11 protein-coding genes and 1 pseudogene are annotated in these 18,894 nt (G+C 34.7%); 7 read left to right on the forward strand and 5 right to left on the reverse strand.

Going from position 1 to position 18,894, the window contains the following annotated elements; genetic code table 11:
- From ACQKCJ_RS22940 to ACQKCJ_RS22955, 4 genes and pseudogenes are all read left to right on the forward strand, one after another.
- Positions 1 to 755, forward strand: a pseudogene (locus ACQKCJ_RS22940) (glucosamine-6-phosphate deaminase); the annotation flags it as partial.
- Between the two features lie 265 nt (positions 756 to 1,020).
- Entirely contained in the window at positions 1,021 to 2,259 is a 1,239-nt protein-coding gene (locus tag ACQKCJ_RS22945) for a hypothetical protein (protein ID WP_427403006.1), read from the forward strand.
- Complete coding sequence (locus ACQKCJ_RS22950) at positions 2,250 to 3,278, forward strand: hypothetical protein (RefSeq protein WP_427403007.1); 1,029 nt, start codon at positions 2,250 to 2,252, stop codon at positions 3,276 to 3,278. Before ACQKCJ_RS22945 ends, ACQKCJ_RS22950 begins: the two co-directional genes overlap by 10 nt.
- Before the next feature lie 279 nt (positions 3,279 to 3,557).
- Positions 3,558 to 4,610 (forward strand): hypothetical protein, encoded by a 1,053-nt coding sequence (locus ACQKCJ_RS22955; RefSeq protein ID WP_427403008.1) that lies wholly within the window; start codon positions 3,558 to 3,560, stop codon positions 4,608 to 4,610.
- 49 nt (positions 4,611 to 4,659) lie between these two features.
- Here ACQKCJ_RS22955 and ACQKCJ_RS22960 read toward each other — a convergent pair whose 3' ends face one another.
- From ACQKCJ_RS22960 to ACQKCJ_RS22980, 5 genes are all read right to left on the reverse strand, one after another.
- The gene (locus tag ACQKCJ_RS22960) at positions 4,660 to 5,904 is read right to left on the reverse strand and encodes an MFS transporter (RefSeq protein WP_427403009.1); all 1,245 of its coding nucleotides are present in this window, start codon (positions 5,902 to 5,904) and stop codon (positions 4,660 to 4,662) included.
- A 22-nt stretch (positions 5,905 to 5,926) separates the two neighbouring features.
- On the reverse strand, positions 5,927 to 6,154 hold the full coding sequence (locus tag ACQKCJ_RS22965) for a hypothetical protein (protein ID WP_271338293.1): 228 nt from the start codon (positions 6,152 to 6,154) through the stop codon (positions 5,927 to 5,929).
- Between the two features lie 6 nt (positions 6,155 to 6,160).
- Positions 6,161 to 6,757, reverse strand: coding sequence for a TetR/AcrR family transcriptional regulator (locus ACQKCJ_RS22970; RefSeq protein WP_427403010.1), 597 nt, complete (start codon positions 6,755 to 6,757; stop codon positions 6,161 to 6,163).
- A gap of 443 nt (positions 6,758 to 7,200) precedes the next feature.
- On the reverse strand, positions 7,201 to 8,655 hold the full coding sequence (locus tag ACQKCJ_RS22975; protein WP_271338291.1) for a glycosyltransferase: 1,455 nt from the start codon (positions 8,653 to 8,655) through the stop codon (positions 7,201 to 7,203).
- A 709-nt stretch (positions 8,656 to 9,364) separates the two neighbouring features.
- Positions 9,365 to 10,966, reverse strand: a complete 1,602-nt coding sequence (locus ACQKCJ_RS22980; protein WP_427403011.1) for a Na+/H+ antiporter — start codon at positions 10,964 to 10,966, stop codon at positions 9,365 to 9,367.
- A 510-nt stretch (positions 10,967 to 11,476) separates the two neighbouring features.
- Between ACQKCJ_RS22980 and ACQKCJ_RS22985 the strand changes: the two genes are divergently transcribed.
- The 3 genes from ACQKCJ_RS22985 to ACQKCJ_RS22995 all read left to right on the forward strand — a co-directional run bounded on the left by ACQKCJ_RS22985 (position 11,477) and on the right by ACQKCJ_RS22995 (position 18,862).
- Entirely contained in the window at positions 11,477 to 13,846 is a 2,370-nt protein-coding gene (locus ACQKCJ_RS22985; RefSeq protein ID WP_427403012.1) for a mechanosensitive ion channel family protein, read from the forward strand.
- A gap of 558 nt (positions 13,847 to 14,404) precedes the next feature.
- Complete coding sequence (locus ACQKCJ_RS22990) at positions 14,405 to 14,854, forward strand: response regulator (RefSeq protein WP_271338288.1); 450 nt, start codon at positions 14,405 to 14,407, stop codon at positions 14,852 to 14,854.
- 12 nt (positions 14,855 to 14,866) lie between these two features.
- Positions 14,867 to 18,862, forward strand: coding sequence for a PAS domain S-box protein (locus ACQKCJ_RS22995; protein ID WP_427403013.1), 3,996 nt, complete (start codon positions 14,867 to 14,869; stop codon positions 18,860 to 18,862).
- Positions 18,863 to 18,894 lie beyond the last annotated feature (32 nt).

Consider the following 18,894-nt stretch of genomic DNA (forward strand, 5'->3'; position numbering starts at 1 on the left):
AAGGTCACGATGTACATGTCGTATATCAAACCTCCGGAAATATAGCTGTTACAGACGATGAAGCATTAAAGTTTGCTGAGGTTGCCAAGGATTTTGTTGGCGAAGCCGGCAGCGGAATCAACTTCAAATCGGTAATTGAGTTTTTAAACAGTAAATCAGAAAACCAAATTGATTCTCTTGAAGTTCGCAAATTAAAAGGACTTATTCGTAGAAGAGAATCGTATGCAGCTACAAGATACATTGGATTAAAAGATGCCAATACACACTTTCTAGATCTTCCGTTTTACGAAACAGGACAGGTAAAGAAAAACCCGTTAGGAGTTGAAGATATAGCCATTGTAAAAGACATTATTGCAAAAATAAAACCACATCAGGTTTTTGCAGCAGGAGATCTTGCAGATCCGCACGGAACACATGAAGTTTGTCTGAACGCGATTTTTGCAGCAATGAAAGAATTGAAACCGGAGAAATACATGGACGATTGCTGGCTTTGGTTGTACAGAGGTGCGTGGCACGAATGGGACATTCACGAAATTGATATGGCCGTTCCGCTTTCTCCATCAGAAGTATTATTGAAGCGTCATGCCATTTTATACCATCAGTCTCAAAAAGACAGAGTAATGTTTCAAGGGAATGACTCCAGAGAATTCTGGGTGAGAGCCGAAGACCGCAACAAAAATACAGCAATTCTATACGATGACTTAGGATTGGCAGAATACGAAGCAATCGAAGCTTTTAAACGTTTTGATTACTAAAACAGTCACTATGTATTAAATATACCTTTCAGGTTTTGTACAAAATCAAAATATTTTTAATCAAATTTAAAAGTGTATATTCTAATACATTTTTACCTTCGTTTTAGCAACAAATAAAAATGGAAACAAATAATTATACAGTTACAAAACCCTACTTTTTGAAGAAAATAAAATCGCAATTTTCTGTCAATATTCTTGTTTTTAATAATGATATTGATAGTTTTGCGTTTTATAATTAAAACCCCAAATTTAACCTACAAACCCTATGAGAAAAACCATTTCTTATTTTTTGCCATTGGCATTATTTGCAGCCGTACTTGTTGGCTGCAGCGATGATGATTCAAAAGGCGACAATTACAAAGCCAATTATTTATCCAGCATTGATGCCACTACTTTACCTCAGGGAAACCGTCCGATGACGATGTTTGAAGACGATGAAAGCTCTTCAAAAATGTATGATAATAAAGACCGTTGGTTTCGCGTAAATCAACCGATGCAAATCATTCAAAAAGGAAAAGATTCCGTACAAGTTTCACTCTATTCTCCGGTTGGACTCAGCAATGTAAAAGTCTATGCAAAATTGGCCAATTATGACAAGCGTTTTTTGATTTATGAATTTTCTAAAGTTCCGGCTTTTCATCGTTCATTTCACCAACTTCCTTTGGTTGAAGGCAAACATGATTACGAGTTAGAGAACGGAAAAACGGTTACGATTGATAAAATTGGCGGATTTTCTTCCGGAGCGATCGAATTTTCTGTAGAATCAGATGATCCATTATTTGCTAAATTCAAGAAAATTAAATCAAATCGACTAGTACAATTCAGCACGCAGTACCATCTTAATAATCCTGCTGATGATCCTAATAAATATTTACCGATGAATCCTGTTTTGGCTAAAGAAGCGATCACAATGATCATCAATTTCTCATATGCCATTAGTCATCCTTTGTATTATGATACATTCATGAATTTTGACCGATACAAAAAAGAACAGGCTATAACGGCCGGAACAGAAATAAATGGAGCCTTAAACTGGCACGGAAATGCTGATGATGTCGATGGCGTTTATGATTATCTGACAAAAGCTCAAATCGAACAAGCGTATAATACTTATATTGATAGCCGTACACTGAATATGGCAATGGTTGGCGGAGGTTCTGCCTGGGGCGGAGGTGCTTTGGCATCGCAATGGGAATCCGGATATGTAACGGGACACTGGAATGGCGAAATGTCTGTCTGGTCTCATGAATATTCTCATCATAGTGGTTACAATCACAGCAGTAATTTAGCCAATAGCGGCCAAGGTGGAGGTCAGCAGGAGATGTTAACCGATTTGTATAAATACCTGATTTCTTTAAATGATCTTCCGTTTACAGATCCTGATATATTAAAAGGATATACGAAGACCAAATACTTAACAGGAACTTATAAAAAACCTGTCTTTAAAATTAATCCTAAAAATACGTTTTTGGTAAAATACAAAGGAGAAGGAAAATGGAACTAACCTACAAAACTATCATGAATAAAACACCTTTTTTAATACTTTTACTTTGCCTGTTTACCAATTGCAGCAAAGATTCTGCAGACGGAAACCCATCCAGTTACGATTACTTCTACCCTACTGATGAAGCAACGATAACTGCAGCTCAAATTGGAACGGGAACAGGAACTTTAGACCCGAAAGGGATCACGATTGCTAACGAAAAATTGTATGTAGCAAATGGTGATGTACTTGAAATTTTCAACGCTGTAACTTTGGCACATATCAAGACCATTGCAGAATATAAAAAAGGAACTACAACTATTCCGTTTACAAAGATTTCTTCTGTTGCGGTTGACAATGGCCGAATTTATATTGGAAGTGTTGATTCAAGACTTTTTGTAATGGATGAAAATACAAATGCCGGAATCAGTACTGTTGGAAACGGTCAATGGTGGAATACTTTTGTACACGTTTTTGGTGTTGTGGTAAAAGACGGATTAGTTTTCGTAAAAGAAAAAGAAACGTCTATTAAAGTTTTCGAAACTTCTCAAATCACTGAAACCAGTACCTGGGATTTAAAACCAATTGCTAAATTAAATACTTTAAACGGTTTTGATCAGGTATATTCGTTGGATGTTGAAGCAGGGAACTTAGTGGTAGCAGGAAGAGATGCAAAAAGCTATTTGTACTATAATATTGCAGGTATAAAAGCCAATGCGACCGCTTCAATTACAGAACCATTAAAACCGGTTACCGAAACTTTTAATGCTAAGCCTATTGCGATTAGTTTTAGTAAAGACTGGGCAATTACTTCAGAAAACTCCGGAAGCCTGAATTATTTACGTCTTTATCCTAAAGCAGACTTTATGGCCCGCAACTATACTGCAAGTGTAAATGTTTCTGATGTTTTAGGAACGAACCCATTTGGTACTATTGTAAGTGTTGCACAACTTAACGATCGTTTGTTTTTGTCTGATAACACGAATAAAACAATTAGGGTTCTTAAGCTTAATAAATCAGCAATTGCTGAGCAGAATTAAGCTTGTTTAATTCTATTAATAACGTAAAAGGGAATAGTTCAACGCTATTCCCTTTCTTTATTTTAGAACTTTTTGATCTAAAAAGAGCAACGACTATTAAAACTTTTGCAATTGCGTGTAGGCAATGCCATTAAGTTAAGGAATGAGTAAATAGGCAAAGAAAATAGTTTGTCATCTGGACAAGATGCCGAGTTTACAGGACTAAAAAAATCAGTTAATTAATAGTCTAATACATTCGTAAAATTGCTACTTTTAAGGGTAAAAAGGATACCACACTTTATGTTAAAAAAATATAGCTCACTAATTATTTTTGCTGTAATAGAAATTATTATAACATTAATAAGTTTCAGTTATTTGATCAAAAATAATTCAACTTTACTTTCTGCATCAACTGCATTATTTCTGGTCGTAACGCCTTTATTATATTATGTATTGACCAGAAAAAAACAAACTGAATTTACTTTTTGGTTTGTTTTGTATTCTGTTTTTAAAATTACTCCTTATGTCTTCAAAATGGAGGGCAATTTTTTTGAAGGGCTTTTTCAGTTGAAGATATATTTCAACATTGCATTTCTAATCTACTTAATATGGAAAGCTTTTCAGTTTATAAAAAACTTCAGAAAGACTTTAAAACAAAAAAACAACATCGAACAGGATGATTATTCTATCATTTCGAATTCTTTGCAGGAAGCCATAAAATTTAAAAAACTAGCAAAGATGATCTCTTTTGAAGTTTGTTCTTTTTATTATTGTTTTATAAAGTGGAGCAGAAATAATAATGATAATAATACTGGAAATAGTTTTTCAGGTTATAAAGAAAGCGGTATGAGTGCCGTTTATATCGGTTTAATGCTTGTTTCGGTTTTTGAAGCAGTTGGTTTGCATTTCCTGCTCATCTCCTGGAATAAAACGGTTTCTCTACTTTTACTTGTTCTTCATGTTTATATTTTAATCAATCTGATTGGTCACTTGAAAGCCGTTTTTTTTAGAAGTCATCTTGTTTTATCTCAAAAAATTATAATCCGATACGGACTTTTCGATACTTTAGAAATACCTTTTGACCTACTCCATTCTATACAAAAATTTGAAGGAGATTATAAAAAAAGCAGCGAACTTGTAAAATTTGCATTACTGGGAAAGTTAGAACCTCATAATATTGCTATCGAATTAAGAGATACAATATTTGTTAGTTTACCTTTTGGAATTACAAAACAACCATCAAGAATATTACTTTACATCGATAATGCCAATGATTTTCTTAAAGTAATCAAAGACAAAATCGAAGAGGATAACAGACAAACAGTATCGCTACAATTAGAAAAAAGCATGTAAAATTGAATCAATCTCACATGCTTTTTATTAAAAAATTAAACTAAGGATCTTAAATTTTTACTTTGTCCTTATTTTTTATCAGCTGATTTACTCTCCAAATTAATACTATTGAAACGGCTGTAATCACAGCAATTACATATCCCAGGATATCATAATTTTCCAACGGGGAAGTTTTCGTTTTTTGCTGTACAATATATCCGGCACAAACGGCCGCGATTCCACCCGCGATTTGCTGTAAAGAAGACGAGATTGACATATAGGCTCCACGATCCTCTAAGCCGGGAATAGCGGTATTTAGTGTTGTTGCAGGAATCATACGGCTCATGATTCCCATAAACAAAATCATATTGATGACTACGATTTCCCATAGCGGAATAGGATTCAGGTTCGTATAAATTAAAATCATAATGATAGAAATTACTGAACCTGCTGTAAACAATTTGAATTTGCTGACTTTATCACTTAATTTTCCAACTAAAGGCATGATAAATAATACTGAAAGTCCTGTAAAGAAGAATACCATTGGCAGTTCGAGCTGGCTAATGTGAATGTTGTTGACCAAAAAGGCGCTCCCAAAAGGCTGTAACATAAAACCTCCAACAGATAGAAATGCAATTGAAGCAAAACCTACCTGATATTGTTTATTGCTTAGTGTATGCCAAAGATGCAGAAAAGGATTTTTATCTGATTGTACCTCTAAGTGTTTCGTGATAGGCTGCATCTGGGTTATAATAGCAAGAAGAATAAAAACACCAAAAACGGCGATCATAATAAATGCGGAATGCCATCCCCAGTGATTTGCAAAATACAAACCAACCGGAATTCCTAAAATCTGACTTGTTGCAAACGCCATTTGTATGAATCCCATAACGCGGCCTCTTTGATGAATAACAAATAAATCTGTTACAATCGCCAAGGAAACAGATCCAATAACACCACCAAAAAGTCCGGTAACAATTCTTGCCATAAGCAGCATGTGGTAACTTGTAGAAAAGGCACAGAAAACCGTACCGATGATGAATCCTGTATAAAAGAAAATCAAAAGTTTTTTTCGGTCAAACCGGTCTGCAAAACCTGCTGCCAATAGTCCTGAAATTCCTGCACTGAAAGCATAAGCAGAAACGGCAAAACCAAAGTTTGACGTTGTCATATCAAGGTGTTTCATTAAGATATCTCCTAACGGAGAAATGACCATAAAATCAAGTATTACAGTAAACTGCAAAAGTGCCAGAATAGCGATGATAATTTTTTGGTTAAAAGTAAAAGCGGGGCTGTCCCCTATTGTTTTTTCCATATAAACTGGTTCTTTTTTTTTATTAATTTAATTCCTGGCATTCGTGCCCAAAATCGTTGATCATTCCTATGATGGCGTCAGGTTTTAATACATCTGAAACTACTCGAAGTACGCAATCGACATCTTCGCAATCAATGCTCCATTGCTGTATATTCGAATCACTATCCAACGTTTTGCGCATCTCGCAGGCTGGGTCTATATTTTTAATATCTGTTTTAAAAATATGTATGGCATTTAAATTTGTTTCCATAATTTTTCATGGTTTTAATCCTTTTATGGTTCGGCTAAAAGCTTCTTTCATAATTTCTTTGGTAAGCTTAAATGGCTTTCCTCCCATACTCTTACCCTCAGTATGCAAGTTCAACAGCGTGTATAATGGTCCGTAAGCGACAGACCAAAATGCTTCAAATGTCATGGGAACCAGTTCTTTGTTACGAAGACCGTTTTCCATAAACTCAGTCATAGTCTTTCTAAAATCTGCAAACTCTTTAATCGAATCGAGAATGATTTCTGAGTGAGGGGAATGTTTGATGATTTCAAAAAAAGCAACTTCCTTTGGGTATTTCATGGTAAATGCCGCGCGGTTTTCCCATTGCTTCCATAATCCTTCCTCAAACGACATTTCGGGTGAAAAGTTTTTTACCGTACTGGTAAAATATTTGAGTGCAGTTATGGCACCTATTTTTTGTATTAAATCATCTTTGTCTTTGTAGTAAATGTATAAAGTGCCTACAGAAATCGAACAAGCTTTCGCCAGCTTATTCATGCTGAAACCCTGAAATCCGTCACGTACAATCTGATCAATTGCCATTTCGATTACCAACTTTTCCTTGTCTGCATCTCTAATTCTCATACTCTTTTTTTGCAAATATAAAACAATAAATGAATGAACATTCTTTTATTAATTGTTTTTTTTAATTTATTTTTATTGACAAACCCGACAGGTTTTTGAAACCTGTCGGGTTAAGAATGCGGTTCAAATAATCTTAATTATAAAAACATAGCGAACGGTTTCAACCGTTTGGTCACAATATCAAACAAGAAACGCCGCAAAGAAAATCAGCAATCTTTGTCGAGTTTCGCTTGTGATCTCTCCCTCTGGTCGAGATGACAAAAGAAACGAATATTATCATGCAAATGAGTACCTTAGCCCGATATAAATGGAAATTCTTTTTAATTCCATTTAATCAGTGGCTATAAAAACTCATCACATTTAACCCCATAAAAAAACTCCTGTTCAGGTGAACAGGAGTTTCAAAAACAAAATCTAATTTCTAATTCTAATATTTAAAATTTTTAAACTAAACCACGTGTTAACCAACCTCTTTTATTGGCTGTAACAATGGCATATGGTGTAATCCAGAATAAGCTGAAGGTGTAAAAAACACTGTATGAATACGCCCAAAGTGAATCAGACAAATTGTATCTTTTAGCATAAAACAAAACTGGAAAACTTGATACTATTAATATTCCTAAAAGCGTTGAACTCAAAAACAATAACGGATGTATAGCAATAAAAAAGAACATAAAAAGCATAAACGGATATGCCATAACGATTCTTAATGCCTGATTTAACCATAAAAGTCTTGAACCAAATTTAGATCCTTCTCTAAAATCTGTAAATACATATTTCGCCATTGCAATGTTTTCACGCACATTACTTCTGCTCCATCTGATAAACATTTTGTATAATCCTGTATATTCCTCAGGAACGTTTGTCAGTACATAAGCATTTCTCTGAAACACTACATGCTGTCCTTGTTTCAGGATCATATTGGTCATCGCACGATCTTCACCAATGTCAGACGGCTGTCCCATAAAAGTTTGGTTAATCCATTCGTCAAGACAAGCAAATACAGCCGTTTTACGATATGCTGCCGCTGCACCCGGAGTACAAAGCACAGATCCTAATTTACTTTCTGCAGAACGCATGAATTCAAAACTCATTACAAAACTTACGTTAAGCATTTTTGGCAATATGGCTTTTTTACTATTCAGTACATGCACGTTTCCGGCAACTGCCCCACATTTTTCATCAACTACAAACGGGCTAACCAAATTTCTAAGTGTATCTTTTTTAACGATCGAATCACTATCTACCGTTACAAAAATTTCTCCCGTTCCTAATTCAAATCCACGGTATAAGGCGTGACGTTTTCCTGCGTTTACAGGTTGTTGAAAAATAGTCAAACGGTCCCCTAATTTTATTTTCGCCTGTTGCATCCAGTACCATGTATCATCTTTACTTCCGTCATCAACAGCTAATATTTCTAATTTATGCGCAGGAAAATCACTATCTGCCAAACTCAATAAAGTATCCCAAACCAGTTTCCCTTCATTATACGCCGGAACAATTACCGTAACGGTTGGCAACATTTCGTCTGAAACTGATTCGATTGGTTTGTATTTAAAATACAAGTATAAATTATACAGGAAAACTCCCGTCTGAAAGAAAAACAATACTCCCGCAATAATCAAAAACGGAAGTCCCCAACTTGAATTCAATCGGTCAATCTGAAACTGATCAAAGTCATCTTGTAAATGGTAAACCGAGTAAGCTCCAACAAACATAAGGATAAATGTACTTATCAATACAAATAAACCAAACTTACTTTTGGTGCGCTCGCTCACTTTTTTTGATGAAGAAGTCGAGTTGTTAATACGAAAAATGGAACTTTTTAAGGCTTGTTCGTTATTACTATTTGGGCTCGAAGTATAAAATTGTTCTGATGTTAAGGTTTCACTTTTCATATGACACTACTTTTTGATTGCTTGCTATGGGCTTTTACTTATGATTTGTTTTCTTTCCGATTCATTATTTTCATTTATCGAAAAAGAATTTACATATTCCCAATTTGCAAGCGTTGTGCCATTGTCATTTTATACTGTTTTTCAGCGAATTAACTATTTTACCTATTTTATAAGTGTGTAATTTTTATACATTTTCAAGATACAGTATACAGTTTTATTGGATTTTGGCAGGCTTTTGAGGTTGAGGTTTGGTGTGTTTGAATACCTCGAAGTTTACTAAAAACGATTTTTGGAGTTTATTATTATCATCCTGATGTATAATTTTTATTCTAAAAAAGTAAAATAAATGACATGTACCGCAAAGTGCGCAATCCCGATAGCTCAATGTCATTAAGTTAAGCTTTTAAAAATAAAATTATTACAAATCAAATCCGTTTTTATCTGCGTTTTTACGAAGTAAATCTGTTTTATCCGTGTCAAAATTAGACGCCGATTTTACTGATTCGCTAAAGCGAAAACGCTGATAAAAACGGATTTTTCTAATTACTTTCTTGATTAAACTGTTAAGTAATTTTATATATTCCCCCCACTCATTTAACTTGGTATTTGGTAGTAAGATGATAAATACAAATATAATTAAAACACTTTAGATTTTTTAGACCTTAAAATTATTTAAAAATTATAAGATAACGATAAACAAATAATTACCCTACTCCTCATACATCTCCATCCATAACCTCGTCTCCTCCAAATCCAGTTCCTTCTCAATCTTCCTGAAAATCTCTTCATTGACAGAACCAGATTTGTGCATCGATTCTAGTTTACTGCGTTCGACATTTAGGAGATCAATTTGTATTTTGGTAAAATCATTAAAAATCTCCCCTCCCATTACATTTCCTTTTCCGAAGAAGTTGGCAGGGAGTTCCGTTTTTTGGAGGCGGTTGAATTTTACTTCATATTTGCTTTTGATGTTGTGGAGTAAATCGTTGTTGAGTAACGAGAAATTATCTTCGATATGGGTAATGGTTTGCGACACGATAATGTTTCGTATTTCGTATTCTTCGGCGATGATCGAGTATTTTTCTATTTTTAGTTTTTTAATCAGCCATGGCAAAGTCAATCCCTGAATAACCAAAGTCGAAAGGATTACACAAAATACCAGATAAATGATGAGGTTTCTCAGTGGGAATTCCTGGGTTTCATTCATCATTAAAGGCAATGCCAAAGCCGCCGCCATCGAGACTACGCCACGCATTCCGGACCAGCCAAAAACAATCATATTCCTAAAATCAAATTCTTCCTGCAAACGGATTTTTTTACTGATATATCTGGGAAGCAAAGTAGCCGGAATCACCCATAAAAAACGCACCAAAATCACGACCAAACTTACCGAAACGCCCCAAATAAACAAAGACAAACCCGAGTAATCACCTATTCCTGCAATAATCTGTCGTAACTGTAATCCTATCAGAATAAAGATTAATCCGTTTAGGATATTCGTTAGAACACTCCAGATTGTTCCCGTCATCATTCGGCTTTCGTGGGTGAAGATCGTTCCGGATCTTGCCGAAAGAAAAAGACCTGTTGCCACTACGGCCAAAACACCGGAACATTCAAAATGTTCTGCAATCAAGTAAGATGCAAAAGGCGTCAGTAAAGTTAAAGTCGCCTCAATCACCTCATCGCAAACAAACTTTTTATGAATAAAACTCATGACATAGCCAACCCCTAAACCTATGGAGATTCCTAATACCGACATGACCAGAAAATTCAGTCCCGCTTGCCAGAGTACAAAATTTCCGGCCGTAATTGCCGTCAATGCATATTTGTACGCTACCAGACCACTAGCATCATTTACCAGACTTTCGCCTTCGAGAATCGCAATCAGTCTTGGATGTAAACCCAAACCTTTGGTAATCGAAGTAGCCGAAACTGCATCCGGTGGTGAAACAATTGCTCCTAACAAAAAAGCCAACGGCCAAGAGATATCATCTATCAACATATGAGCTGCAACAGCCACGGCAACAGTAGTAAAAAGCACCAAACCAACAGCCGCCAAAGTAATTGGTCGGATTGTTTGCTTAAAATCTGACCAACTCGTGTACCATGCGGCATGATATAAAAGCGGTGGCAAAAAGACAATAAAAACAATTTCAGGACTCAAAGCAATCACAGGAAGTCCCGGAATAACGCTAATAATGACACCACAAAGTACCAGCACAATCGGAATGGGAAAATTATATTTTTTACTGATAAGGCTCAAAAAAGCAACCCCAAAAAGTAACATGATGATTACAGTAATATTTTCCATTTTTTGTTGTTTTGGTAATTCTGGTATGAGAGTACGAATATAATATTTTTAAATCTTTGTGTTATTTTTTTTAAACACATAGAAACATAGGTTTTAATATTTTTTAAACCACGCCGACAGCTATCAGGACAAAAGAATTTTATTTCACGCAGATTGAAAAAAATTTAAGCAGATTTAAATAGATTTTTATTAAAATTAATTTGCGTAAATCCGTTTAATTTTTTTTCAATCTGCGTGAAATTCATATTAAAAAAATCATGATTTTCTCCAATAGCAATATCCTTATATCAAGACGAATGATTTCCTGACATCCCACTATGTGAATTCACGTTGAAGTGAAACAACTTTTTTTTCGCTTGCTAAAGCTATGTTTCTATGTGTTTAAAAAAAATAAACTGAATGTCATAAAACTCCAATCTACAAATCTCTTAACCAAATTTTATTATCTCTTTAAGTCATAAATATCTTAAAAAAAATTACATTTGATACTTAAATTCATTGCCTTACATTATGATTCAGAAAAGAAATTATATTTATTTACTCGCCCTGTTAGCCGTCTTCTTTTACGCGCCGCTTACCTATTCACAAACCGCACCGGTCAAAACGGAAACTGCACCTCCTAAAACGGAAACCAAATCGAAACTTTTTGAAGAAAGTGCCACAGACAGTGATTATCTGATGGCTATCGAAAAAGCCGGAGAAGTTTTAGAATCTGCTCATAATGATACTGAATTTGATGCCAACAGTTATCATTTATTTGGAGAAATCAAAAGAACACAAAGTAAACTTGATCTTATTTTAGTAAGTATAAAAGGAGCAAATCCTAATGTGCGCAATCAGCAAATGTATCGTATTGTACTAAAAGAAATCGAACAGGAACTGGACGAACAAAATACCGCAATCAATTCCCGCAACCTTGCTCTTGAAAAAATAAAAGCCAGAGTAATTGACTTGCGCAAAGACAAAACCTTAATGGGGCTTTTGACAGATACTATTAAACGCCAACAATTTAAAAAAGAGTTTGCCAATCTTAAAGACAGATACCTCAGCACGGATAGTCTGATGACCAAAAATCAAAATATCCTAAACAATAATAAAAGACTGACTGTAGAAAGAAAAATAGCAGTTTCGAATGCTTTAATCACTGTTGACAGTAAACTGGAACAATCAGGAATCAGTATTCTTAAAAGAGAATATCCTGTTTTATGGAGTACAAATGATTCTGTGGCAAAAAAAATAGAAGGTCAAAACATCAAAGCTAAAATTGCTATCGAACAAAGCGTTGCTTCCTATTATTTAAGTTACAAAGCTGGTGCCATAATCTCATTGCTCCTCTTAATGGGAATATTAGGCTGGTATATTGCACGCAACCTAAAATACCTGAAAAATAACGGACATTCAAAAAACCTTGCTCAATTTAATTTTAAATATCTAAATAGAGGCGTTATTATTCCGGTCGCTGTTATTGCCTTGAATATTGCTGTTGTGAGCAACTTATATGCTCCGGCGATGTTTATTGAACTGGTTCAGCTTTGCCTTCTTGGTCTTCTTACTTTCCTTTTTAGAAACGACTGGTCCTCTACCGCAATACGCAACTGGATGTTTCTTTTAGTATTATTTTTTATTCTTTGTTTCCTAGACCTGTTTATTGCCGTTGGTTTTATACAACGCTGTGCCTTTATTATAATCAATATTTTAGGAATACGTTACGGTTTTGTTCAGATAAAGACTTTAAAAAATCAGCTTTATATAAAAGGTTTTTTCAAATGGGCGACTATTATTTTTATAGGCCTGAATGTTTTAGCCTTACTAAATAATGTATTCGGCCGTGTTTCTCTTGCTAATATGTTAAGCCTTACTGCTTTTATTTCGCTAACGCAAATTGTGGCATTAAGTGTGTTTTTAAAAATAATTTTAGAAGTTATCCTTTTACAAATCTACACGACAAGAGTAAAACGTGGTATCGAAAAGATTTTTGATTTCGAAAGCTTGTCTGACACACTCAAAAAACCTTTCATTATCCTGATCAGTTATATGTGGATTGTGGTCATCGCTGCTAATCTGAATATCTGGGAATCTTTACGTGACGGTTTAACTTCAATTTTAAGTCATCCCAACACAATTGGAAGCATCACCTTTACTTTAGGAAATATCGTCTTGTTTTTTATCATCATTTGGCTCGCGCATTTATTACAGAATTATGTCGCTTACTTTTTTGGAGAAGTCGATGATGAGAACGAAGAAAACATCAACAAAAGACAGCATTCTAAATTATTGATTACAAGACTTGTGGTATTGATTAGTGGTTATCTTTTGGCCGTTGCCGCATCAGGAATGCCATTAGACAAACTAAGTATTTTGCTGGGAGCTTTGGGTGTTGGTGTTGGACTTGGTCTACAGAGTGTGGTTAATAATTTCGTTTCGGGTATTATCCTGATTTTCGATAAACCCATACAAATTGGCGACGTGATCAATATTAGTTCTGAATCCGGCCGTGTAAAATCGATGGGATTGCGTACTACCAAAATTAACTCAGCAAATGGTGCCGAAATCATTATTCCAAATGGTAATTTATTGTCTCAAAACATTACCAACTGGACTTATACGGACAATTTTAAACTGGTAGAAATCGCTGCAGAAGTGAGTGGAGAAATTATGCCGGAAGAAATTAATACGCTAATACTGGAATCTCTCGAAAGCATGGAATTGGTAAATAATGCTAAACCTCCTCATATTTATTACACCGCCATTGCTGATGGAAAATTCAAATTGCAAATTAAATTCTGGTGCAGCATTTACCGTACAGAAGAAACAATTAGCAGTGCACGTCAGGTACTATACAGTAATTTTAAAGCAAAAGGCTTAGCCTTGTCGACATAAAATGATTGGTGACTTTTGATTAACGATTTTTGATTACAGATGTGTAAAACCTGGAAAAACAGATACTACAGCAAAATTCAAAAATCGTTAATCTTCAATCTAAAATATAAGACATTGAACTTTGGGATTATGTATTTAAAAACAATTATACCTCACGACTTCATCCTCTTAGATTATATCTTAAATCCGTCAAATTCATTTTTTGGCGGATTTTTTTTGAAGTTGATTTCCGAAGTAAACTTTACAAACCTCAACTTCTTAATTTACAAGATGTTAATTTTAAAACAAAACGATTACATAATTAGCCCTAAAAGCGTTAAATTTATTAAAATATTCATGATTATTTGTAATACAATTAATCTTATCTTAGCGAAATAATCGCATTTTTGAATTTAAATTCATCATAGATACGACGCAGAAAGGTTTCAATTGAAACGCTGTATTAAACAAAAAACAACTGATTTACAAACAGATAAAAGACCAACAAAACCATTTTTTTCCAGAAACACAGAGATTAACCGGGATTGGACCAACATATTAAATCTTACAATACTTAAAATGAGCAAGCAGAATTATAATTTATTACTGGCAGATGATGACGAAGATGATTGCGCTTTTTTTAAAGAAGCACTTGATGAATTATCACTTCCTGTATCGCTTACGACAGTAAATGACGGAGTACAACTCATGGATTTTTTAGCCACTATTTCTTCAGGCGATTTACCGGATATTCTTTTTCTGGACCTGAATATGCCCCGAAAAAATGGTCACGAATGTTTGACGGAAATAAGAGAAAAGGAAGAACTTAAAAATCTCCCTGTAATTATTTTTTCGACTTCTCTGGATAATGAAATAGTCGACAAAATGTATGAAAAAGGAGCAACATATTATATTCGCAAACCAGGCGAGTTTGCTAAATTAAAAAAAGTGATCGAAAATGCTCTGACTATAGCATCACAAAATGACTTTAAGCAACCTATAAGAGAGCAATTTATACTCCAACCCTAATTCGTTTTTGGAATGAGCCTTACAAATAAGAATCTTTATTTTCTGACCGATGGTGGAGAAATGGGTGAATTGATGCGTACTAAAGATTGGAGCAAAACACCTTTAGGCAATCCAGAAACCTGGCCACAAAGTCTTAAAACCATGGTCGCTGTGGTGCTCAACAATCCGTTTGGAATGTACATTGTCTGGGGAAAAGAATATACGCAAATTTATAACGACTCATTTCGTCCTATCCTTGGCTCTAACAAACATCCTGAGGCTTTAGGAATTAGTTCTCAAATCACATTTTCTGAAATCTGGGACACTATAGGTCCAATGTTTCATGATGTCATGCAAAGTAAAGCAGTTAGTTTTCCTGATCTTAAATTAACATTAAACAGGAACGGATTTGATGAGGAATGTTATTTTAATTTCTCTTACAGCCCTATTAAAAAAGAAGATGGCGAAGTTGGCGGCATATTAGTTACAGTTATTGAAACTACAGAAAAAGTCAGGGCCACAGCAGCTCTTAATATAAGCAATATTCGATATCAGAATAATATCATGCAGGCTCCTGTCGCTATGTGTGTTTTTAGGGGCAAGAACCACATTGTCGAAATTGCAAATGAGCAAATGATTCGATTATGGAGAACAACGGCAGAAAAAGTACTTAATAAACCTATTTTTGAAGCATTGCCTGATACAAAAAGTCAATATCTCGAAAACCTTTTAGACAATGTTTATAATACCGGACAAAAATTTATTGCCAATGAGGAACTCGTTAAATTTCTTCGAAATGGAAAGATAGAAGATACTTACATCAATTTTGTTTATGAAGCGCTTACAGAATCTGACGGAACAATTTCGGGCGTTGTAGGAATAGCCATAGAAGTTACCACACAAGTAGTTTCTCGCTCAAAAGTAGAAGAAAGCGAACAAAAAGTTAGAGAACTGGTAGAGAATGCACCTTTTCCTATTGCTTTGTATGTTGGCCCGGAAATGATTGTTGAATTGGCCAATGACTCTATTATTAAAGTATGGGGAAAAGGCAATGATGTAATAGGAAAATCATTTAAAGATGTAGTTCCTGAACTCGACAATCAATTAGTCTTTGAGCAGATTAATGAAGTTCTAAACACCGGGAAATCTTTTCATACACAAAATACTCCCTTAGACCTTACCGTTGATGGTAATTTAGGTACTTATTATTTTAATTATAGCCTAACGCCAATATATGACGTAAATGGCAATATTTATGGTGTAATGAATACTGGCGTCGATTTAACAGACTTAAATTTAGCCAAGAAAAAAATTGAAGAAAGCGAACAGAATTTACGAAGTATGGTATTGCAATCGCCAATTGGTATTTGCGTACTGGATGCAGAAACTCTAATTAGCGAAATTGTAAATGACAGTTTCATTGAAGTTGCAGGAAAATCCCGTGAAGAAATTGCAGGGAAACACTATTGGGAAAGCTTTGCCGAAGTAAAATCCTGTTATGAAATTCCTCTTCAAAAGGTAGTTACTGACGGTACTCCTTTTTATGCCAATGAGGTAGAAATGTTACTCATCAGACATGAAAAAAAAGAAAAAGTATACGTTACTTTTGTTTATGCACCACTAAAAAACATAGAAGGCAAAGTAACAAAAATAGCGATTTGGGTACTAGACAATACTCCACAAGTTATTGCAAGACAAAAAATTGAAGAAGCTGACAAACGTTTTCGTAATACAGTAAAACAAGCTCCGGTAGGAATTACCATTTTGCGAGGTCCGGATCATATGGTCGAAATGGCCAATGAAGCTTACTTAAAGTTGGTTGCCAGAGAAGAAAAAACCTTTGTAGGCAAACCTTTATTTGAATCATTACCGGAAGTAAAAGAAACAGTAAGTTCACTTTTGAAAGATGTTTTTAATACCGGGATTCCTTATCACGGAAACGAAGTTGCTGTACCTATAAACCGATATGGAAATCATGAGATTTTCTATTTTGATTTTCTTTATCATCCATTAAAAGAAGAAAACGGAGAAATTTCAGGAATAATTGCAATTGCAACTGAAGTATCTGAAAAAGTCGAAGCCAGAAAAAAAATAGAACTTAACGAAGAAAGACTTAATATTATCGTCGAAGCCAGTGAATTAGGTACTTGGGAACTGGCGATAAAAACCAAAGATCTTCAATATTCTAAAAGATATCTTGAAATCGTTACCGGCTATAAAGAAGAAGAATCTCTAACTCATGCCCAACTCCTAAGCCATATTCATCCGGATGATTTACACATACGTGAAAAAGCTTTTAAAGAATCCATTGCTTTAGGAACCATACAATATGAAGCCAGAGTAATATGGGACGATCAATCGGTTCATTGGGTCGAGGCGAAAGGGAAACTTTTTTATGATGACGAAAACAATCCCGAAAAATTATTGGGCACGGTAAGGGATATTACTGACGAAAAAAATCATCAGCAGGAACTTGAAGCAAGCGAGAAAAGGTTCCGTAAACTAGTCATGGAATCTCCCGTTCCAAAAGCTATTTTAAGAGGAAAAGATATGACCATCGAAATGGCGAATGCTGCACTTTTGAAAAATATATGGCGAAAAAATGAAAGCGATGTTCAGGGTGAAAATATATTAAACGTTTTTCCGGAACTTAAAAAACAAAAATACGCTAGACTTTTAAATGAAGTCTATACGACAGGAAATGTACATTCAGAATCTGAATCATTGTTTTACTTAAATAATGGAAATACGGAATACAAAATGTACATCGATTTTGAATATGCGCCAATGCGTGAAATAGACAATACTATTTCTGGAATAAAAATGACGGTGATTGATGTTACTGAAAAAGTCGAAACCAGAAAAAAAATCGAAGAAAGCGAAAAAAGATTCCGCTCTCTTACAGAAAGTATCCCGCAGCTTATTTGGGAAACAGACGAAAAAGGAAATGCTTTGTTTACCTCAGGCAAATGGTTCGAATATACCGGCGTAATTCCTACCGGTGAAGCCGCGTGGAAATCTATGATTCATCCTGATGATTTTGATGAAAACAGCAAAATATGGAACAACAGTTTAGCAACCGGAGAATTATACAGAACAGATGTACGGGTTTTAAGAAAAGACGGAACCTATAGATGGCATGCTGTAATTGGTGAACCAGTTTTGAATAAAGACAATAAAATCATAAAATGGGTTGGAGCCTTTACAGATATCCAAACTGAAAAAGCATTTACCCAGGAATTAGAAAAACAAGTTACGGCACGAACAAAAGAACTTGAACAAAAAAATATCGAGCTCGAGCAAATGAACAAAGAACTACAATCGTTTGCCTATATTTCCAGCCACGATTTGCAGGAACCATTGCGAAAAATTCAGACTTTTGCAACGCAGATTACAGAGAAAGAATCTAAAAATTTATCAGATTACGGAAAAGATAAATTTCAACGAATGCAAAATGCCGCTCAACGAATGCAAACATTAATCAATGATTTACTTTCGTATTCAAGAACCAACATTCAGGAAAGAAAATTTGAAAAAGTCAATCTTTCTCAAATCATTGATGAAGTAAAAGAAGATCTTAAAGAAGAACTTGAACAAAAAAATGCCAAAATAGAAAGCAACGAAACTTCTGAAGTAAGTATTATTCCGTTTCAGTTCAGACAATTATTGTACAATTTAGCCAGCAATTCATTAAAATTTTCGAAACCTGATGTTAATCCGATAATAAAAATAAAAAGCAAGTTTGCCAAAGGAGCAGCTTTAAATAATGATGCCTTATCAAAAGAAACAGAGTATTGTCATATCAGTATTTCGGATAATGGTATTGGGTTTGAACCACAGTACAGTAAAAAGATATTCGAAGTTTTTCAGCGTTTACACGGCAAACTCGAATACACAGGAACAGGAATTGGACTTGCGATCGTAAAAAAAATAGTAGAAAACCATAACGGTTTTATCACCGCAGAAGGCGAACAAAATAAAGGTGCAACTTTTGATATTTATATCCCGGTGATTCAAAATACAAACTAATAAAAAAACGGAAATAACTTTTAAAAAGTCAT

The sequence above is a fragment of the Flavobacterium sp. NPDC079362 genome (genome assembly GCF_050267765.1).
Lineage (GTDB): Bacteria > Bacteroidota > Bacteroidia > Flavobacteriales > Flavobacteriaceae > Flavobacterium > Flavobacterium azizsancarii.

Coding starts and splice junctions, on each gene's coding strand:
- ACQKCJ_RS22945 (WP_427403006.1), top strand. CDS start 1,021: ATGAGAAAAACCATTTCTTATTTTTTGCCATTGGCATTATTTGCAGCC.
- ACQKCJ_RS22950 (WP_427403007.1), top strand. CDS start 2,250: ATGGAACTAACCTACAAAACTATCATGAATAAAACACCTTTTTTAATA.
- ACQKCJ_RS22955 (WP_427403008.1), top strand. CDS start 3,558: ATGTTAAAAAAATATAGCTCACTAATTATTTTTGCTGTAATAGAAATT.
- ACQKCJ_RS22960 (WP_427403009.1), bottom strand. CDS start 5,904: ATGGAAAAAACAATAGGGGACAGCCCCGCTTTTACTTTTAACCAAAAA.
- ACQKCJ_RS22965 (WP_271338293.1), bottom strand. CDS start 6,154: ATGGAAACAAATTTAAATGCCATACATATTTTTAAAACAGATATTAAA.
- ACQKCJ_RS22970 (WP_427403010.1), bottom strand. CDS start 6,757: ATGAGAATTAGAGATGCAGACAAGGAAAAGTTGGTAATCGAAATGGCA.
- ACQKCJ_RS22975 (WP_271338291.1), bottom strand. CDS start 8,655: ATGAAAAGTGAAACCTTAACATCAGAACAATTTTATACTTCGAGCCCA.
- ACQKCJ_RS22980 (WP_427403011.1), bottom strand. CDS start 10,966: ATGGAAAATATTACTGTAATCATCATGTTACTTTTTGGGGTTGCTTTT.
- ACQKCJ_RS22985 (WP_427403012.1), top strand. CDS start 11,477: ATGATTCAGAAAAGAAATTATATTTATTTACTCGCCCTGTTAGCCGTC.
- ACQKCJ_RS22990 (WP_271338288.1), top strand. CDS start 14,405: ATGAGCAAGCAGAATTATAATTTATTACTGGCAGATGATGACGAAGAT.
- ACQKCJ_RS22995 (WP_427403013.1), top strand. CDS start 14,867: ATGAGCCTTACAAATAAGAATCTTTATTTTCTGACCGATGGTGGAGAA.